This is a genomic window from Christiangramia crocea, from assembly GCF_022410465.1.
GTDB lineage: Bacteria > Bacteroidota > Bacteroidia > Flavobacteriales > Flavobacteriaceae > Christiangramia > Christiangramia crocea.
Window position 1 is genome coordinate 59904 of record NZ_JAJSON010000030.1, and the last position, 17738, is coordinate 77641.

A 17738-nucleotide genomic window follows, 5' to 3' on the forward strand; every position below is an offset into this window, starting at 1 on the left:
AAAAGCTTTAAGCTATAAGGAATAAAGGAGTGATTGAAAAATCACTCCTTTATTCTTTTGTCTAATGTCTCGTTTCTTTTTTCACTAAAAGCTTACTTAGTGCTTTTAGCCTTCTTTTCAGGCATTGGTCCCCGGAGGTGTATGATAAGGCCATCAAGGAAATTCCGTAGGAACTGATCCCCGCATTCCATATATTTTTCATGCCCTTCTTTTCTGAAAATTGCTCCAAGTTCACTTTTTGAAACCTTGAAATCTACCAGTTCACAAATCTTTACAATATCATCGTTGGTGAGTTTATGTGCAACCCGTAGTTTTTTGAATATGTCGTTATTGGTTAATCCCATAGTTCAAAGGTAGCTTATTCCAACTGAAACTTATTTGTATTGAGACTAAGTTTTCTGGCCAGCTTCTCTATGATTTTAAGGTCACTTTTGTTGGTAATGGCATCACGAGCATCTTCCAGAAGAGTTGTAGCTTCTTTGTCTATTATTTCATAATAATAGGAATGTACGGCTTCCTGAGATTTCAGGTATAAAAACATAGTGCTTAGTTTTTGGACAAGACTAACATCATGTTTTCCGTATACCCTGATGGAAGAGATTACATTGTACATCAATTCTTCAAAATTTACTGTAGTCAGTTTCACATAATTCTTTTCATCCCTTGAGATTATGCTCTCATCTTTTTTCTTCATTCGGAGGGCGAAAAGTTCCATAAGATAATCTATTCCATTAAGGGCGGTTCCGGGATCATTAATACCGGGGGACATCGCTTTAACTATTATTTCTGTAATCTGTTTAAAAGCGAGGGTGTAGTTGTCCTCAACAAGTTCACCGCGGGCAAAATTGAAATTAGAGAGAAAATCTTTAATAGTTTCTTTATCCAGTTCTTTTTCCGATTTAAAGACCGGGATTCCTTTTAATACAAAGATCCCTTTCACGGGAAGGATCTCCAGCTTTGTTTCCTTTTTCTCACAGATATCCACAACATTCGTAAGAGCAATATTCTGGAAATATCCCGTCTTTTCAGTATGGTATTCATACCAACCCGATGTGTCCGGAAAGTCCTTCTCACCCATTTCTTCAGAATCTATGAGATGTTTCAATCTTTTTTCAGCCAGGTGGAATATTTTATCGAGTATATTATTGATCTGAATATTGTGAGAGATATTATGAATGAAATAGATGAAAGCACAGATACAAACAGCCGTAAAGAGAATACCTAACAGAACCGAAAACCCTGGGATCTGGTATTTGTCTCCCGTTGGTTGAATGGAGAAAAGAATGAAAATGCAATAAAGGATAGTGAATAAATAAATTCCAAGAATTACCTGATGATTCTTATCGGAGATCAGACCTGGCAGTAATCTGGGCGAATAATTACTGGATGCCTGGTTAAGAAGCACCATTACCATGGAGAAACTGAACACCATCATGGAAATAAGCCCGGTTATAAAAGAACTTAGTAAGGCGAGGGCGGTGTTTCCGTTGTCCACTACCAGTACAGGGACGGCTTCCAGAAGATATGTGGAAATTCCCCTATCCTCCAGGTAGATCATGAAAAAGGCAAAATTGAAACCGAAGGCAGCAAGTAGGGTAGGGTAAAAAGCTATATTACTTCTAATAGAATTGATGAAGGTAATAAGCTTGTTAAAAAGGTGTTTCATTGATTGAATTTCTTATAAAGGTAAATAAACTTATGCATTGCGGGATAATATAGATATTAATAGAAGACAAAATGACATTAATAATTACCTGATAACCGACAAAAAGACAGTTATTTACAAGTGGTATTTGAATTGCTAATATTTTTATGGATTAAGAATTTGAACAATAACTTAAAAAACATAAAGCTATGAGTCTAATTAAAAGAAACGACACAAATTGGTTGCCATCAGTTTTTGACGATATGTTCAGAACTGATTGGCTAGGTGGAACTACTAATGTAAACAGCATTGGTACAAGTATTCCTGCTGTGAATATCAGAGAGGATGATGATAGTTTCAATGTTCAGGTTGCAGCACCTGGTAAATCCAAGGAAGATTTCAATATTGAATTAGATAATGATGTATTGACAATCTCTGCCGAGGAGAAGAAAGAAAACGAGACTACCGATAAGAACGGAAGATTTACAAGAAAAGAATTTAGTTACAGTAATTTTAAACGAGCTTTCAGCCTTCCGGAATCGGTAGATAGTTCTAAGATTTCTGCCTCCTATAATAATGGAGTTCTGGAAATAGCTCTTCCTAAAAAAGAAGAAGCTAAAGTTCAGGCTAAGAGAATGATCGATATATCTTAAACCTGAATAGATTTGATTAGTTAAGTTGAAAGCGTCCACTTGGACGCTTTCTTTTTTTAATAGTTCAACAGTATCCGTCTATCATCTTCACTTTAGATCATACTTCAATTAGATCCGGCATCTTTAAAGTTAATAGCCCATTAGGCGAATTGAGCCTAATAAAACAGGTTATAAGCTATTGACATTTCTAAGACCATATTTTTAATTATAAAAAACTCACAGAATGCCTGAAAGGGATATAAGAAGTGAGATGAAAAAATTTTAATACAACCTGGGATGACCAAAATCATACTCTAAAAGCCTTGATACTTTTAAATTAGTCTGCCAACTAAAAGTGTTTTTTGAAATGCCCGTGATTGACAGGGTGTTCCATCCGACCAACAAACTATGAACAGATGAAAAGTTTACTATTAGGTAATGAAGCACTTGCTCAAGGCTCTATTGATGCTGGTTTATCAGGTGTTTATGCTTATCCCGGCACACCTTCAACTGAAATAACTGAATATATTCAGAAGTCAAAACCTGCAAAGGAGTTAAAGATACATACCACGTGGTCTGTTAACGAAAAAACGGCGATGGAGGCTGCTTTAGGTATGTCGTATGCTGGTAAGCGAGCTATGGTGGTCATGAAGCATGTAGGATTAAATGTGGCTTCAGATGTTTTTATGAATATGGCTGTTTCGGGAATTAATGGCGGACTTGTAGTTGTAGTGGCAGATGATCCTTCCATGCACTCCTCGCAGAATGAACAGGACTCAAGATTCTATGGCAAATTCGCGATGATACCGATTCTTGAACCCTCAAATCAGCAGGAAGCCTATGATGTCATGTCGTACGCCTTTGATCTTTCCGAAGAATCACAATTGCCTGTTTTATTACGGATGGTCACCCGTTTATCGCACTCCCGGGCCGGTATAGAAACCGGGAAAAAGCGTAACCAAAACGATAAAAATCTACCGGAGGATACGACACGTTTTGCTTTACTTCCACTAAATGCTAAAAAGCAGTTCGACCTTCTGGTTGATAAGAAAGACATTTTAATTGAACATTCTGAAAATTCTAATTTAAACACCTTAAAATTAAGTGACGATAAAGGCATAGGGATCATAGCGTGTGGGTTAGCCTATAACTATTTGATGGAGAATATTGGGGAAGATCAATCTTCATATTCTGTTCTGAAAATATCTCAATACCCTTTGCCTAAACAAAAGATTAAAGCCTTATATCGCCATTGTGATAATATTCTGGTGCTGGAGGAAGGCTATCCTGTAGTAGAGGAGTTGTTACATAACTATTTTGATGAGAATGATAAAATAAAAGGAAAGTTATCCTGTGATTTACCTAGAACCGGAGAGTTGAACCCTAAAATAGTCGGTAAGGCTTTAGGTTTACATCAGGATAAAATTACTCCTGTTCCTTCTGTTGTTACTCCAAGACCGCCACAGCTTTGTGAAGGCTGCGGTCATATAGATCTATTTAACACCATAAATGAACTAATTCCTGAGATCGGGGACAAAAATGTTTTTGGGGATATTGGTTGTTACGCTCTTGGTGCCTTACCTCCTTTGAATACCATCAATACTCTGATAGATATGGGGGCTTCCATAACTATGGCAAAAGGAGCTGCAGATGCCGGGATGGAAAATGCCATTGCGGTTATTGGCGATTCAACATTTACACATTCGGGAATGACGGGGCTTCTGGATGCAGTTTATGAAAACTCCCCTATAACGGTTATTATTTCAGATAACTCTGCTGTTGCCATGACAGGAGCTCAGGAATCAACCGCCGTGGGAAGGCTACATAAGATTTGTTTAGGAATCGGTGTACATCCGGATCATCTGAAGACCATGGTACCTTTAAAAAAGAATCACGAAAAGAATGTGGAATTATTGCGAAACGAACTAAAATACAAAGGTGTTTCCGTCATTATTTCTGAGAGACCTTGCGTAAGATTATCCAGAGATCAGAAAGAAGAAATAAAAGCCAGGATTGCATCATTAAATCAGAGTGTTTGACCGGTTAAAACCATATAAACAGAAACAAATGAAAACAAATATTATTTTATCAGGTGTTGGTGGTCAGGGTATTCTGACTATCGCCGCGATTCTGGATACAGCTGCCTTAATCGAAGATTTGTTCATTAAACAATCTGAAGTTCATGGAATGAGCCAGCGCGGTGGTGCCGTTCAATCACATGTAAGAATATCTGATAAGGAAATATTTTCTGATCTTATTCCGGAAGGACAGGCTGATTTAATTTTATCTGTAGAACCGATGGAAATGTTAAGGTATATTCCTTTTTTGAAGAAAGACGGCTGGTTGGTTACAGATTCAGAATCTTTTGTCAATACTTCCAATTATCCTGAAAAAAGTGATCTGTTTGATCAGATAAAAGAACATCCGAATCACATTATTGTTAATGCAACAGAAATTGCAAAATACATTGGAAATTCAAAAGTTGCCAACATGGTAATACTGGGAGCTGCATCAGCCATAATACCTTTATCGGAAAGCAGCATGATCGAAGCCATCAAGAAATTGTTTCAGCATAAAAGTGAAAGAATTATAAAACTAAACCTGGAAGCTTTTTCTAAAGGAAAAAAAGTAGCCGAAGGGATCACAGATGTTGCTGCCGGTAAATAGAATGACACAGAAAAAAGCGAATCCAAAATACTTTTCTATCTAGTTTGACTTGTTTGCACTCTCATAGCCGAAAGGCTATGAGAGTGTGATTTTTGAATTTTCGATTGCTCTTTTTATCGTTTCAGATAAAATGATAACTCCTTTTTCAATTTGCTCCTTTGGCATATTTGAAAAAGAAAGCCGCAATCTGTCATCTTTTTTGCTTGCCGGGTCAAAGGTTCTGCCCGTTACAAATACAACTCCTTTGGTAACAGTTTCTTTGAATATGTCCGTCGATTTAATATGAGGCGGTAATTTTAGCCAGATATAAAAGCCTCCTTTAGGTTCGTTCCAGGTAATTTCTTTTGGCATATAGGCTTGCAGGTGTTTTTGAAGCAAATTCTTGCGCTCTGAATATTCACTTCTCAAATACTCCAGATAAGGTTTCAGTTTATGTTGTGCTAGAAATTCATTCCCCAATATCTGCATGAAATTTGAAGTACAGGCATCCATGGCTTGTTTGACTGTTTCTGCTTTCTCGAAAATTTCTTCTGAAGACAGCATAAAGCCTAACCTGAAACCAGGACCCAGTATTTTTGAAAATGATCCGGTATAAATAATTTCCACCTCCTTAACGCCAAATGATTTCATAGGTTTAGTCAGGTGTTTTTCATCTTCATTGAAGTACAGGTCACTATAAGCATCATCCTCCAGTAATATAATTCCTGTTCCCGATAAGACTTCCAAAAGTTCTTTTTTTCTTTCGGGAGTATACATGATGCCGGCCGGATTATGATAATTAGGCGTGACATATAAGAATTTAGGCTTTCGGTCTAAGGTTTCAATTTTACTTTTTAAGGCTTTAATATCGATCCCGTCCTTATCTATGGGGATACTGTGGATTTTAGCTCCGGCAGTTTCAAAAACCGACAAGGCCCCTACAAAACTTGGATTTTCGGTTAAAATAATATCTCCTTCGTTCACAAATTCCCGGGTAACTATGGAGATGGCCTGAATCGAGCCGGTAGTGATCAAAATTTTATTTTCATCTACGGGCAATCCTTTCTCTTTTAAATAACTCTTGAGTGACTTTATAAGTGGGGGATATCCTGAGGTTGGGCCGTATTGAAAGCATAATTTTTTCAGGTCCTCAGGTAAAGAATTATAGATCTCATCAATTTGTTTTACAGGAAACAAATCATTGTTTGGCATACCACCGGCAAATGAAATCAGGTTTTTTCCGGAAGCCTGTTTCATTAATTGTTTGATGTCTTCGGAATGCATGGAATTGACTGCCCTCGAAAATGCATACATAGCCTGAAAAGTTTAGCTGTTTCATCAAAATAACAAAAAGGAAATCAAACATATTCTGATGAATGTCAGTTAAAATCATATTTCAAATGTCTTCCTTTACAATTATTAAATTCCTGGGTTTTTATGCTTCATTCAAAACTGATTCATCCAAAAAGCATTGTTATCGTTGGGGGGTCTGATAATATTTACAGTCCTGGCGGAAGAGTTTTAAAAAACTTACTTGATCATGATTTTAAGGGACAATTATTTGTGGTCAATCCCAAACAGAAAAGTGTTCAGGGAGTTACATCTTATAATGATATCAATGATGTTCCGGAAGTAGACCTGGCTATAATTGCCATCTCAGCAAAATATGTTTTGGAAACGGTTAAGGTTCTAACTCAACACAAAAACACGAAAGGCTTTATAATTTTCTCTGCAGGTTTTAGTGAAAAAGATGAGAATGGCGAAAAGTTGGAAAAGGAAATTGTTGAGTTGATCGATGATGCAGGTGGAAGTTTATTGGGCCCGAATAACATCGGATTAATAAATAAGCATTATACTGGAGTTTTTACAACTCCCATCCCTGAAATGGATGAAAAAGGAGTTGATTTCATATCAGGTTCCGGTGCAACTGCAGTTTTTATAATCGAAGCGGCACAAAGCATGGGACTAACATTTTCCGGTATTTATACCGTTGGGAACAGTGCTCAGATAGGAGTGGAGGAGGTTTTGGAATATTTAGATCAATCTTTTGAAGAGGGATTAAGTTCAAAAGTAAAACTGCTTTATATAGAAAGCATTAAAAACCCACTTAAGTTTTTAAAACATACAACTTCATTAATAAGTAAAGGCTGCAAAATAGCAGCCATTAAGGCTGGTAGTTCAGAAGAAGGAAACAGGGCGGCTTCATCACATACGGGAGCTATAGCCAATTCAGATGTTTTTGTAGATACTTTATTTAAAAAAGCCGGAATAATACGCTGCTATGGTAGAAACGAACTTATTACGGTTGCCGGGATACTCTTGCAAAAGGAATCCCAAGGAAAGAATATAGCGATCATCACTCACGCCGGAGGGCCTGCCGTAATGCTCACAGATGTCCTGTCAAAGAACGGACTTAAAATTCCCCATTTGGAGAGTAAAGAAAGTGAAGTCTTGTTGAGCCAGTTGTTCGACGGATCCTCCGTATCGAACCCAATTGATTTTTTGGCCACAGGAAATGCCCAGCAATTAGCTGCAATTATTGATTTTTGCGAAAATAAATGTCCCGAAATTGATGCCATGGCAGTCATTTTTGGGAGCCCCGGTTTATCAGGTGTGGATGATGTATATGAAGTTCTGGATAAAAATATCAGGACGTCTCAAAAACCGATCTATGCCATTTTACCATCAGTGGTTAATGTGAAAAATGAAATCCAGGAGTTTGTAAAGAAAGGCAACATTGCATTTAATGATGAAGTCTTATTCGGGAATGCTTTAGCAAAGGTTTACAACCATGCCCCGGGGAGTGAAAAAATAAAAGACCCTGTTCTTAAAAACTATCAGAAAATAAGAAAACTGATAGATGTGCTTCCAAACGGATACATGCCAACAGAATCAGCCGTTAAATTATTGGAGTATACAGGAGTCAGATTTGCGACTCCGTTTTATATTAAGAATAAAGCAGAGCTTAACAAAGCTTCAGAGTCTGTCGCTTATCCCGTAGTCCTTAAAGTTGAAGGACCCTTGCACAAATCAGATGTTGGCGGAGTCATTTTAAATATCTCAAATGAAAAAGCATTACATAACAGTTTTCAAAAGTTGATGCAGATTGAAGGTGCAACTTCGGTTATGATCCAGCCCATGGTCAGGGGAACAGAACTATTTATTGGAGCAAAAAAGGAAACTAATTATCCTCATGTCATTTTATGCGGACTGGGAGGTATTTTCGTTGAAGTATTGAAAGATTTAAGTGCTTCCATGACTCCTGTCTCAGAAGCGGAAGCTGTGAGAATGATCACTCAACTAAAAGCATATCCAATATTAAAAGGTGTGAGAGGTCAAAGTGGGATAAACATCCAATTGTTTGCTCAAGCTATTATAAGCATTTCAAATCTCCTGATTATGGTTCCTGAAATTGCAGAATTAGACCTCAATCCTCTAATGGCTGCTGAAGATGAACTGACGGCTGTGGATGTAAGAATTCGTTTAGAAAAATAGGTAATTAATTCTTTGACCAGGTTAAGAGATCTTGAAGCCGGCTTCTCCAGGTAAACTCATTTTCACATATAGTGAGGTTTCTTTTTAATTCCCGATAAGGATCCAACGATTTCCCGCGCTTTGTATGGTAAATACCTGTTGAGGTTTGATGCTTAGGATCTTGGTGTTGTTACGGATATCGAAAAGATCGTCTGCACCCTGAAATATTAAGGGCTTTTCAGTATTCCCGGGCCAGTTCAACAGCCGGATGATCCTGCCTTTATTTGGTCCCGATGGCGGTATTATCAATCCGGATATCTGGTTATTAATCCTGAGGGTTCCAATTTCATCTGTAATTGTAAAATCTCCGGTTGAACTGGTGGTGGAGGAGTAATTTTCAAAACCCGCATTGACCCATGAAACCTGGCCAGTCGCATTGGTCATCATAACCTGACCCTCAGTCCCTCTTGCTGTGGGTAACACATATTCTGTTTCGGGAGTGAGTCCAATTCCAAGCCTTCCTGCAAAATAACCGGCAAATACATTACTGTTGGCATCTCCCAGGGCTAAGCTGTATATCCCATAAATATTTCCCACACCCTGAACACTTCCAATTTCCGAATAGATCCCATAGTTGTTGCTTTTCGCTCCAAAAGTGCGTCCTACCCGGTTAAATATTCCATAGATATCATTGGTTCCGGTATTCTGATAGGTTTCATTGAAAATGCCATAATGAATTCCTGTTCCAACTCCGCCAACATTTGTTTTAATACCGTATTTGGTTCCATTGGTTGTGCTCCGGTTATCATTGATAATTCCATAAGTGGTCAAATTATCCGTTGCGGAATTAGCGTTATCCACCTCAAGACCTTTCTTTAAAGTCAGGTCTCTTCCTGCGCTAATTGCGATCTGTAATCTGGAGCTGATCTGGTCAGTGCCAATTCCTACACTGGCATCCCTGTATATTAGATCGCTTAGGTTGTTTGGACTACTAGTAGTGCCTGGTTTATAAAAATTAGCAGAAGAAGCGTCAGCTAACATGGGTTTCCATTTTGTCTCCACCGCATTCCAGTAATAAAAACCGGAATTGTACCCGGTAATACTATTGTTCAGGAAAATGAACATTCCATGCTGATCACTTCCCGGGTTCTCTGCCGGAAATTTTTCAATTCTGGGGATGAGGATACCGTCAATACTGGCAGGATTATCTTTATCGGTTGCAATAATATCGAGTTGGGCCTTCGGATTCGAAGTGCCAATTCCTACCTGTGCAGAAAGATAGCTGTTAAGCAGCAGGAATAAAAAAACATAAAAATTTCTCATTGACAAACAGGTTTTGTTTGTCATTTAAGTAATATTCAAATGCTTTAGGTTCAGCCAAATATAGATTATTTTCTAATGCGTGTAGAAAATATTTTAAGCCATTTCGTTAATTTTTCCCTGTAGCAATTTGATCTCATCCCTTAGTCTGGCTGCCTGTATAAAATCTAACTCTTTCGCTGCGGCTTCCATGGCTTTTCGTTTTTCCCTGATCTTCTTCTCCATCTGGGGTTTGGTAAGATACTCGGCTTCTTCTTCTGCTGCTTTTAGATCAGGACGCTTCTCGTGCTCATAGATGTCAAGTTTTTCTTTGATCAATGCGCTGTTAAATTTCTTGACTAGGGGTTTAGGGGTGATATTATTTTCTTTATTGTAATCAATTTGTTTTCCCCTGCGATATTCGGTTTCATCAATAGTTTTCTGCATGCTATTCGTGATCTTATCGGCATACATGATCGCCTTGCCGTTTACATGTCGCGCGGCACGTCCAATTGTCTGGGTAAGTGAACGGTTACTTCTAAGAAAACCTTCCTTATCAGCATCGATGATGGCTACCAATGAAACTTCCGGAAGATCCAGCCCTTCTCTCAACAGGTTGACTCCCACAAGAACATCAAAAAGCCCTTTCCGAAGATCCTGCATAATCTCAACCCTTTCAAGGGTGTCAATATCAGAATGTATATAACGGCAGCGAATATCGATCCTTGTAAGGTACTTTGTAAGTTCTTCAGCCATTCGTTTAGTCAGGGTGGTCACCAGGATTCTTTCGTCTTTTTCAACTCTCACCTGGATCTCTTCAATGAGGTCGTCTATCTGATTAAGACTTGGCCTAACTTCTATAATGGGATCCAGTAAGCCTGTTGGGCGTATTACCTGTTCTACATAAACTCCCTCACTTTTCTGAAGTTCATAATCAGCGGGAGTTGCACTTACATAAATCACCTGATTCTGAAGTGCTTCAAACTCTTCAAATTTCAGCGGACGGTTATCCATCGCCGCCGGCAATCGGAAACCATATTCCACAAGGGTTTCCTTCCTGGAGCGGTCACCACCATACATGGCATGCACCTGCGGGATTGTCACATGACTTTCATCAACCACCATCAGGTAATCATCCGGGAAATAATCAAGCAGGCAGAAGGGTCTTGTTCCCGGTTTTCTGCCATCCAGATATCTTGAATAATTTTCAATTCCCGAACAATAACCAAGTTCACGGATCATCTCCAGGTCAAAATTAGTTCTTTCATCAAGTCGTTTGGCTTCAAGATGTTTTCCTATATCCCGGAAATAATCCACCTGTTTTACCAGGTCATCCTGAATTTCGTGAATGGCGTTCTGCAGGACGTCAGGTGAGGTTACGAACATATTCGCAGGGTAAATATTCAACCTGTCATATTTTTCGATCACATCATTTGTTCCCGGATCAAAAGCTTCAATTTCTTCGATTTCATCACCGAAGAAATGAATTCTGAAGGCATTATCGGCATAACTTGGAAATACATCCACCGTATCCCCTTTTATTCTGAAATTTCCATGGCTGAATTCTGCTTCGGTCCTCGAATAAAGACTTTGCACAAGACTGTGCAGGAATTTGGTCCTGGAAATCTGCATGTCTCGTTCAATGGAAACTACATTTTTACGGAATTCAACCGGATTCCCAATACCATAAAGGCAGGAGACAGAAGCCACAACTATCACGTCCCTTCTTCCGCTTAAAAGAGAAGAAGTGGTGCTTAGTCTGAGTTTCTCGATCTCTTCGTTGATGGAAAGATCTTTTTCTATATAAGTTCCTGAGGTAGGAATGAATGCTTCCGGCTGATAGTAGTCGTAATAACTTACAAAATATTCTACCGCATTATCGGGGAAGAACTCCTTGAATTCTGAATAAAGCTGCGCAGCAAGGGTTTTGTTATGTGCCAGTACCAGTGTGGGCTTTTGAACATCCTCAATGACATTTGCCACGGTAAAGGTCTTTCCTGAGCCCGTTACTCCAAGTAAAGTTTGATACTGATCATTCCTGTTGATCCCGGAGACCAGTTGTTTTATAGCTTCAGGCTGGTCGCCCGTAGGTTGGTAATCTGATTTTATATTGAATTTCATTCAGCCCTTTTTCTTTTCACCTGGTAACATGATTTTATTTACCGGTCAGGTGCAATTCGCCAATAACTATTCTTGTTAATGTAAGAAATTTATATGGCTCATTTCATAGCCTTACGAAATTAAGCAATTATCGAACCGAAATCAATTTTAAGATTAAAGATCCCTTTTTCTTAATAAGGCCAGAGACAGATATACAAATATCGCGATCCAGATGATAACAATAAGTAGCTGATACCAGTGAATGCTGTAATCTTTATCCAATTCAGAACCTATCTGGCTGGCGGCAGTTTGTACTGCATTAAGTCTGGTAAAGGGTTCTACTATCAAATTACTCATAGACTCCAGTGGAAAGAACTGCATGATCTTTTCAGCAATATCGGTGTTTCGGAATACCTTAAAATTAAGCACTGCAAAAAGTATGTTTTCAAATATATACCACACCACAAGAAAGCCTAATGCAAAGGCCGATCGTTTTACAAGGATTCCCAGGAACATACAAAAGGCAAAGAAGCCGGTTAGTTTGATGAAATAGGCAACCAGGTATTCAAGGTCTGAAAAGACAATGGAGAATTCAGTGAAATCTGAAAATGAATAACCCAGGATCAGGGAAACCGCAAATAGAAAAAGTGTGGAAATTCCTGAAAACACCAGCACCGTCAGGAATTTAGACATGATAAATTCCTTTTTGCTAAGTCCGTCGATCAGATTCTGTTTAATGGTGCGGTTACTGTATTCATTGGACATCATGGAGACGATTACAATAGCAAGGAACAGTTTAAGAAGCGCGGCGATATAACTGTTAAAATGCCATATATAGGGGAAATTGAATATTCCCTGATCGGCTACACGGAACTCTATTTGGCCGATATTGAATTCAATGGATGCAATAAGAGCAATGAAAGTGATTAAGATAAAATAGGTGATGATCAGAATCCTTGCTGAACGGCTATATCTTAATTTATTATATTCTATATCGAGTAAACGTAGCATTAGTTCTGGGTAGTTTGGTTGGTTAATTGAAGGAATTGCTCTTCAAGGCTTTCTTTACGTTTGATCAGATAGGAGAGGGAAAGACCCTTTTCAAAAAGGTAAGAGTTGATCTCTTCAGCCTCCATTGGATCATTAAGGAAAGCAGTAAACACACCATCTTTATTGGTTATTTTTTCAATTTTCGGATGGGCTTCTAATAGCTCCTCCAGCTTTCGCATATCAGTTGCCTTTAACTCAAAGAATCCGTGACTATTTACAATTTCGTCAACAGGACCGCTGTAGAGTTTTACTCCTTTCCTGATAATTACTACATGGGAACATACTTTTTCCACTTCATCCAGAAGGTGAGAAGCTAATAGAATTGTGGTGCCACCAGTTGCAATCTTTCTTATGATCTCCCTGATCTGATGGATTCCCTGAGGATCGAGTCCGTTGGTGGGCTCATCCAGGATCAGGATCTCAGGGTCGTTCAAAAGAGCAGAAGCGATGGCAAGACGCTGCTTCATTCCAAGTGAAAAGGTCTTGAATTTACTGTCTTTTCTGTCTAAAAGTCCTACAATTTCAAGTTTCTCATGGATCTTTTGAGTATTGGTTCCCTTTATTTTACATACCAGACCAAGATTCTGTTCCGCAGTCATATAAGGGTAAAAATTCGGGTGCTCTATGATTGCTCCTACCTTTTTAAGGGCTTGATGGGTTGAAAGCGTACCATCGAACCATTTGAAATCTCCCGATGTTTTATTGACCACATTCAGTACCATCCCAAGCGTAGTTGATTTTCCGCTTCCGTTAGGGCCTAAAATGCCATAGACATTCCCTTTTTCTATGCTGAAGCTTAGATTATCAACGGCAGTGAGTTTGCCAAATCTTTTGGTAAGGTTGTTTAAGCTTAAAATTGTTTCCAAGATTGATGAAGTGTTTAAAATACGACGTCTAAAATAGGATTTTGTTACAGGTTTCCCTATAATAAGCTTAATTTTGAGAAAAACGAGGTTTACCTATGGAAGAAAAATTGATGTCAAAGAAAAAGCCTTCTTTTCCAGTAAATGAACGCTTTAACCGATATCTGGCAAAATATAACCGAAATACCAAGATCCCTGTTTTTTATGATGATCTCCTGAGGTTCTCAGGATCTATCGTGGTTTATGATCAGCATGATGAAGACACCTTTTGGGTGCGTTGTTATTATCCCGACCATGAACGAATAGAAATGGATAACAGCCTGAAAAAGGTATATACCATACTGCACTCCGATGGTAGTGAGGATTCTCTGGAATGGCTGAATGTGGATGCTATAGATTACTGTACTTTCGGAAATTCCAAGCCTTTCAGAATAAAGGTAAGAAATATCCTGAACGACAGTTTTACTTATTTCTATGTAAAAAAAGCCGATGCCTCGCGTTTGTACGGACTCGAATTTGAGCATTTACTTTCCCCGCATCGAATTAATTTCCTGGTCTATAAAGACACGCTTATCGAAGAGCATATTGCCGGAATTCCCGGTGATGTTTTCATAGATGATCATCTACCTGAATGTGACCTTAGAGCGCAGACCCAGATCGCCAAGCAATTCGTTAAATTCAATGAGCGATGTACGGTTAGGTTGTTGGGCGATATGCGTTCATATAACTATGTGGTGATCCCAACCCACGATTTTGACCATGTTGAATATCAGATACGGGCAATAGATTTCGATCAGCAATGCTATGAGGGAAATCTGAAGGTGTACCGTCCGCAGTTCTTCAAGGAAAATTTCAAGATGGTAAAACTGGTTTCCGAAAAGCTGGAAGAATCATCGATCGAACAATACCGGAAGGAAGAACGTTCCCTCCTTGCCAAAAGGATGATCAATACGAAGAGCAGGTACAAGGAGCTCATACGATGTATGATAAACGATCACGTTTCTACTAAGGATAATGTGAAGGAATTAAGAAATGATCTGTATTCTTTTTCAAAGGATATGAAGTTCAAACGTGCGAGTACCATGGGACAGATCTTAAGAACAGCGCTGGATTTCGTGAAACGCAATTATGAGAATGTGAATACGCAGCGCATGCTGGAGTAGTTTTTAAGCTTTAAGTTAAAAATGCTTCTATAAGTCGTTACTGCGAACGGAGTGAAGCAGTCTAATTATAAGATTCCTTCGCTTCGCTCGGAACGACAGTTCGAATGAGCTTTAAGCATATAGCTTAAAACTTGCTGCTCTTAAAGCTTATAACTATTTCTTCTCTTCCTTATTGAAATAGACCAGGTAGTAATACATCTGTTTTTCCTCATCCCAGCCTTTTTCCACGAATTTATCGGCAGACTCGGCATTCACGAAATCCATCTTGATCTGGATATTCGTATCAAGCGTGATCACATTTTTGATCTTTTTTCGGGCATCAGTCACCGCTTTATTGGCGATTGGGAAATTGGTAAGGTCTTCAACCTTATATTTTGGGGCCTTTTCGACCTTGTAATTCTGAAATTCAGGTATCAAAGCCGGATTATCTATTACCGAATTGATATAATTCGATTCTTCAAAATCGTCGTTCTTGGCAAAATAATCCATACTTCTGTTCATGAAAAGCACTTCCTGCTTCTTGTCTTCCGCAGGCAGAACCACATCTTTCGCGAAGTTCTTGGCGAAGTTCAAATAGTTCTTGGTAAAGTAATTTTCGTCTGCCAGCACATCCACTCCAAGGAAATTTTCCAGCCAGTATTTGGCATCATAGCGATTGGAATCTACAGAAAGGATTTTATAGCCCTCAGCCCGGTTTTTATTGAAAATGATCGCACCCTTGTCTAATTTGTTGAGGTTTACACCCTGCTGGACGATCATATCTAGATTACTTCCTTTTTGTTCAAACTGTAGGAAGTCGTGTTTCAATTCAGATTTAAAGATCCCGATCCCGGAAACTTTCTCGTTGTCAATCTGAAGATTATCGAAATAGACCACATAAACCTCCCCGCTTTTTATGTGCGGATGGCTGGACTGCTCATACAAAAGAGTTGCGATCTTTTTCGAGTATTCGTGACTATTCAACGGATCGTCAAAAATGGAATTTGAAAGATTATAAAGCTCATGGAATTCAAGATCACTTTCATGATGAAAGCGATAATAAGACTCCTCTTTTTCCCGAAAAGGTTTCAGAAAATACTCCTTGATAAGGGGCTTTATCTCGTCATTCAAATGATAAGTAGAGGCCGAAAGGAAAATGTTCTCACCTCGGCTTTTATTTCCTACACGGTGTATGGAAAGTGATTCAATTTGAGCGTTAAAAAGATTGATCATTTATAAAAGGTAAATGAGTTAAAAGTTAAAAAGTAAAAAAGAGGTATGAGTCCCGGATCGCTAGTTAACTCCAGTTCTCATCAAAAGATAAGTTGTCCAGGTCATCTGAATCGAAGTCATCATTATAATCCCCGTTCAGGAAGCCTTCATCTTCACCTTTAAATTCCTTATCAGGAGCGTTCTCCGGGATCTGGCCATGAACGAACATGAGATTAGGATAATCGCGGCCTTCTTCTATTTCAGCTATCTGAGCAAGCTCCACAAAGAAAGTCCACATTTTCAGAAAATCATAAACATAGATAAGCTTGGTCTGAGATTCTGAAACTACGCTATCCAGGGTTGTCTCGTTCATAAGTTTAATGGAAGTATCATGACCGCTCATATCGAACTGGTGAATTTCCTCCCCCTGGTTCCATTCTTCATCGCTTATATAAAAAGAGGCCATTTCGGTTCCGTCAAAACCAAAGGACTGGACAATGGTATTATGTAGATCTTCCAGGGTACTTTCCTGAAGCATCTCTATATCTCTGAACACATCTTCATCTGCATCGAGAATTACTCTGAATCTATAGACCATAACTAATAAATTTGGATTACAAAGATACGTATTTAGATAGAAAACCGAAGTTATTTACTAAATCTGTGGAGAGTAAAGGTCATACCTGCAAGAAGCAGAAATGCCCCCACCTGATGTAAAACGCCAAGCCAGATTGGGACAGCATAGATAAGTGTGTAAACCCCCAGAATAAACTGGACAAATACCATCACCAGGAGGAAATTAATCCCATTCTTTTGAGGTGTTGACAGCTGCATTTTCCTGGATCTGTACCAGATATACCCGATCACGGCCACCACGATATAGGCAAGGTAACGATGAATGAACTGCACGCCACTCTTACCTTCAATAAAATTACGCCATACAGGAGATTGTTCGATATAAACCGTTTCATGAATTAGTTTGCCTTCTGCCATCATAGGCCAGAAATTATGAATAAAACCGGCATCGAGTCCAGCCACGAAAGCACCCCAAACGATTTGAACGAGCAATATAGCCATCCCGATTCTAATAAGATTTCGAAAACCGGGAGCGATTTTTTTTCGGTTTGGATAAATAATATCCAGCGCAACCCAGAGGGCATAAGCAAAAGTGACAAATGCAGTGGTAAGATGCATCGCCAGTCTGTAATGGCTAACCCAAGGCATATCCACAAGTCCGCTTTTCACCATATACCAGCCAAGAAAACCCTGGAATGCTCCTAAAGCCAGTAGGATTAATGACTTTTTTATGATAGACCGTGAAAGTTGTTTTCTGATAAGGAAATAGAGAAAAGGAATTAGGAAAACCACTCCTATGAGTCTTCCTATAACACGATGTATCCATTCCCAGAAATAAATATTCTTGAAATCTTCAAGACTGAAATGATAATGTAATTTTTGGTATTCAGGGTACTGTTTATAAAGTTCAAAAGCTTCCTGCCATTCCTGGTCATTCATTGGCGGGATGGTTCCGCTTATAAGTTTATAGTTAGAAATTGATAAGCCCGAATTAGTAAGTCTGGTTATTCCACCTACTATTACCATTATAAAAATGAGTAAACATCCGGTAAGCAGCCAGTAAACTACCTTTTTGTTGTCTTTCATCGAAATAAGGTTA

The 17738-nt window shown here is 38.8% G+C and carries 15 protein-coding genes; 5 read left to right on the plus strand and 10 right to left on the minus strand.

Annotated features, from left to right (window positions below):
- Positions 1 to 92: 92 nt before the first annotated feature.
- Together LU635_RS16405 and LU635_RS16410 are read right to left on the minus strand one after the other, a co-directional pair.
- Positions 93 to 344: a DUF1456 family protein gene (locus tag LU635_RS16405; protein ID WP_240100638.1), complete on the minus strand. Its 252-nt coding sequence runs from the start codon at positions 342 to 344 to the stop codon at positions 93 to 95.
- Positions 345 to 358: 14 nt separating this feature from the next.
- On the minus strand, positions 359 to 1666 hold the full coding sequence (locus tag LU635_RS16410) for a DUF2254 domain-containing protein (RefSeq protein WP_240100640.1): 1308 nt from the start codon (positions 1664 to 1666) through the stop codon (positions 359 to 361).
- Positions 1667 to 1854: 188 nt separating this feature from the next.
- On the opposite strand from LU635_RS16410, the gene LU635_RS16415 reads away from it, so the two are divergent.
- The 3 genes from LU635_RS16415 (at position 1855) to LU635_RS16425 (ending at position 4944) form a co-directional block, all read left to right on the plus strand.
- Positions 1855 to 2298, plus strand: coding sequence for an Hsp20/alpha crystallin family protein (locus tag LU635_RS16415; RefSeq protein WP_240100641.1), 444 nt, complete (start codon positions 1855 to 1857; stop codon positions 2296 to 2298).
- A 395-nt stretch (positions 2299 to 2693) separates the two neighbouring features.
- Positions 2694 to 4316 (plus strand): thiamine pyrophosphate-dependent enzyme, encoded by a 1623-nt coding sequence (locus tag LU635_RS16420; RefSeq protein ID WP_240100643.1) that lies wholly within the window; start codon positions 2694 to 2696, stop codon positions 4314 to 4316.
- 28 nt (positions 4317 to 4344) lie between these two features.
- Complete coding sequence (locus LU635_RS16425) at positions 4345 to 4944, plus strand: indolepyruvate oxidoreductase subunit beta (protein WP_240100644.1); 600 nt, start codon at positions 4345 to 4347, stop codon at positions 4942 to 4944.
- Positions 4945 to 5019: 75 nt separating this feature from the next.
- Here the strand turns inward: LU635_RS16425 and LU635_RS16430 are convergent, their stop codons facing one another.
- Positions 5020 to 6237: an aminotransferase-like domain-containing protein gene (locus LU635_RS16430; protein WP_240100646.1), complete on the minus strand. Its 1218-nt coding sequence runs from the start codon at positions 6235 to 6237 to the stop codon at positions 5020 to 5022.
- Between the two features lie 123 nt (positions 6238 to 6360).
- Between LU635_RS16430 and LU635_RS16435 the strand changes: the two genes are divergently transcribed.
- Positions 6361 to 8418 carry an acetate--CoA ligase family protein gene (locus LU635_RS16435; RefSeq protein WP_240100647.1) on the plus strand — a complete coding sequence of 686 codons (2058 nt, stop codon included), beginning with the start codon at positions 6361 to 6363 and terminating at the stop codon, positions 8416 to 8418.
- An 84-nt stretch (positions 8419 to 8502) separates the two neighbouring features.
- Here the strand turns inward: LU635_RS16435 and LU635_RS16440 are convergent, their stop codons facing one another.
- The 4 genes from LU635_RS16440 to LU635_RS16455 form a co-directional block, all read right to left on the minus strand.
- Positions 8503 to 9720, minus strand: coding sequence for a hypothetical protein (locus LU635_RS16440; RefSeq protein WP_240100648.1), 1218 nt, complete (start codon positions 9718 to 9720; stop codon positions 8503 to 8505).
- A 93-nt stretch (positions 9721 to 9813) separates the two neighbouring features.
- Positions 9814 to 11817 carry an excinuclease ABC subunit UvrB gene (uvrB, locus tag LU635_RS16445; RefSeq protein WP_240100649.1) on the minus strand — a complete coding sequence of 668 codons (2004 nt, stop codon included), beginning with the start codon at positions 11815 to 11817 and terminating at the stop codon, positions 9814 to 9816.
- Positions 11818 to 11970: 153 nt separating this feature from the next.
- Entirely contained in the window at positions 11971 to 12807 is an 837-nt protein-coding gene (locus tag LU635_RS16450; protein WP_240100651.1) for an ABC transporter permease, read from the minus strand.
- On the minus strand, positions 12807 to 13712 hold the full coding sequence (locus LU635_RS16455) for an ABC transporter ATP-binding protein (protein WP_240100653.1): 906 nt from the start codon (positions 13710 to 13712) through the stop codon (positions 12807 to 12809). The genes LU635_RS16450 and LU635_RS16455 overlap by 1 nt, the downstream gene beginning before the upstream one ends.
- A gap of 95 nt (positions 13713 to 13807) precedes the next feature.
- On the opposite strand from LU635_RS16455, the gene LU635_RS16460 reads away from it, so the two are divergent.
- The gene (locus LU635_RS16460) at positions 13808 to 14872 is read left to right on the plus strand and encodes a hypothetical protein (RefSeq protein WP_240100654.1); all 1065 of its coding nucleotides are present in this window, start codon (positions 13808 to 13810) and stop codon (positions 14870 to 14872) included.
- Between the two features lie 153 nt (positions 14873 to 15025).
- Here the strand turns inward: LU635_RS16460 and LU635_RS16465 are convergent, their stop codons facing one another.
- The 3 genes from LU635_RS16465 to LU635_RS16475 all read right to left on the minus strand — a co-directional run bounded on the left by LU635_RS16465 (position 15026) and on the right by LU635_RS16475 (position 17725).
- Complete coding sequence (locus LU635_RS16465) at positions 15026 to 16084, minus strand: nucleoid-associated protein (RefSeq protein WP_240100655.1); 1059 nt, start codon at positions 16082 to 16084, stop codon at positions 15026 to 15028.
- A gap of 64 nt (positions 16085 to 16148) precedes the next feature.
- A complete protein-coding gene (locus LU635_RS16470; protein WP_240100657.1) occupies positions 16149 to 16661 on the minus strand; it encodes a plasmid pRiA4b ORF-3 family protein in 513 nt (170 codons plus the stop codon).
- A 50-nt stretch (positions 16662 to 16711) separates the two neighbouring features.
- Positions 16712 to 17725 carry a COX15/CtaA family protein gene (locus LU635_RS16475; protein ID WP_240100659.1) on the minus strand — a complete coding sequence of 338 codons (1014 nt, stop codon included), beginning with the start codon at positions 17723 to 17725 and terminating at the stop codon, positions 16712 to 16714.
- Between the last annotated feature and the right edge of the window lie 13 nt (positions 17726 to 17738).

Excerpts from the sequence above, each read along its gene's own strand:
- LU635_RS16460 (WP_240100654.1), top strand. The coding sequence starts at position 13,808 with ATGGAAGAAAAATTGATGTCAAAGAAAAAGCCTTCTTTTCCAGTAAAT.
- LU635_RS16420 (WP_240100643.1), top strand. The coding sequence starts at position 2,694 with ATGAAAAGTTTACTATTAGGTAATGAAGCACTTGCTCAAGGCTCTATT.
- LU635_RS16430 (WP_240100646.1), bottom strand. The coding sequence starts at position 6,237 with ATGTATGCATTTTCGAGGGCAGTCAATTCCATGCATTCCGAAGACATC.
- LU635_RS16465 (WP_240100655.1), bottom strand. The coding sequence starts at position 16,084 with ATGATCAATCTTTTTAACGCTCAAATTGAATCACTTTCCATACACCGT.
- LU635_RS16470 (WP_240100657.1), bottom strand. The coding sequence starts at position 16,661 with ATGGTCTATAGATTCAGAGTAATTCTCGATGCAGATGAAGATGTGTTC.
- LU635_RS16450 (WP_240100651.1), bottom strand. The coding sequence starts at position 12,807 with ATGCTACGTTTACTCGATATAGAATATAATAAATTAAGATATAGCCGT.
- LU635_RS16405 (WP_240100638.1), bottom strand. The coding sequence starts at position 344 with ATGGGATTAACCAATAACGACATATTCAAAAAACTACGGGTTGCACAT.
- LU635_RS16410 (WP_240100640.1), bottom strand. The coding sequence starts at position 1,666 with ATGAAACACCTTTTTAACAAGCTTATTACCTTCATCAATTCTATTAGA.
- uvrB (WP_240100649.1), bottom strand. The coding sequence starts at position 11,817 with ATGAAATTCAATATAAAATCAGATTACCAACCTACGGGCGACCAGCCT.
- LU635_RS16425 (WP_240100644.1), top strand. The coding sequence starts at position 4,345 with ATGAAAACAAATATTATTTTATCAGGTGTTGGTGGTCAGGGTATTCTG.
- LU635_RS16415 (WP_240100641.1), top strand. The coding sequence starts at position 1,855 with ATGAGTCTAATTAAAAGAAACGACACAAATTGGTTGCCATCAGTTTTT.
- LU635_RS16440 (WP_240100648.1), bottom strand. The coding sequence starts at position 9,720 with ATGAGAAATTTTTATGTTTTTTTATTCCTGCTGCTTAACAGCTATCTT.
- LU635_RS16475 (WP_240100659.1), bottom strand. The coding sequence starts at position 17,725 with ATGAAAGACAACAAAAAGGTAGTTTACTGGCTGCTTACCGGATGTTTA.
- LU635_RS16435 (WP_240100647.1), top strand. The coding sequence starts at position 6,361 with ATGCTTCATTCAAAACTGATTCATCCAAAAAGCATTGTTATCGTTGGG.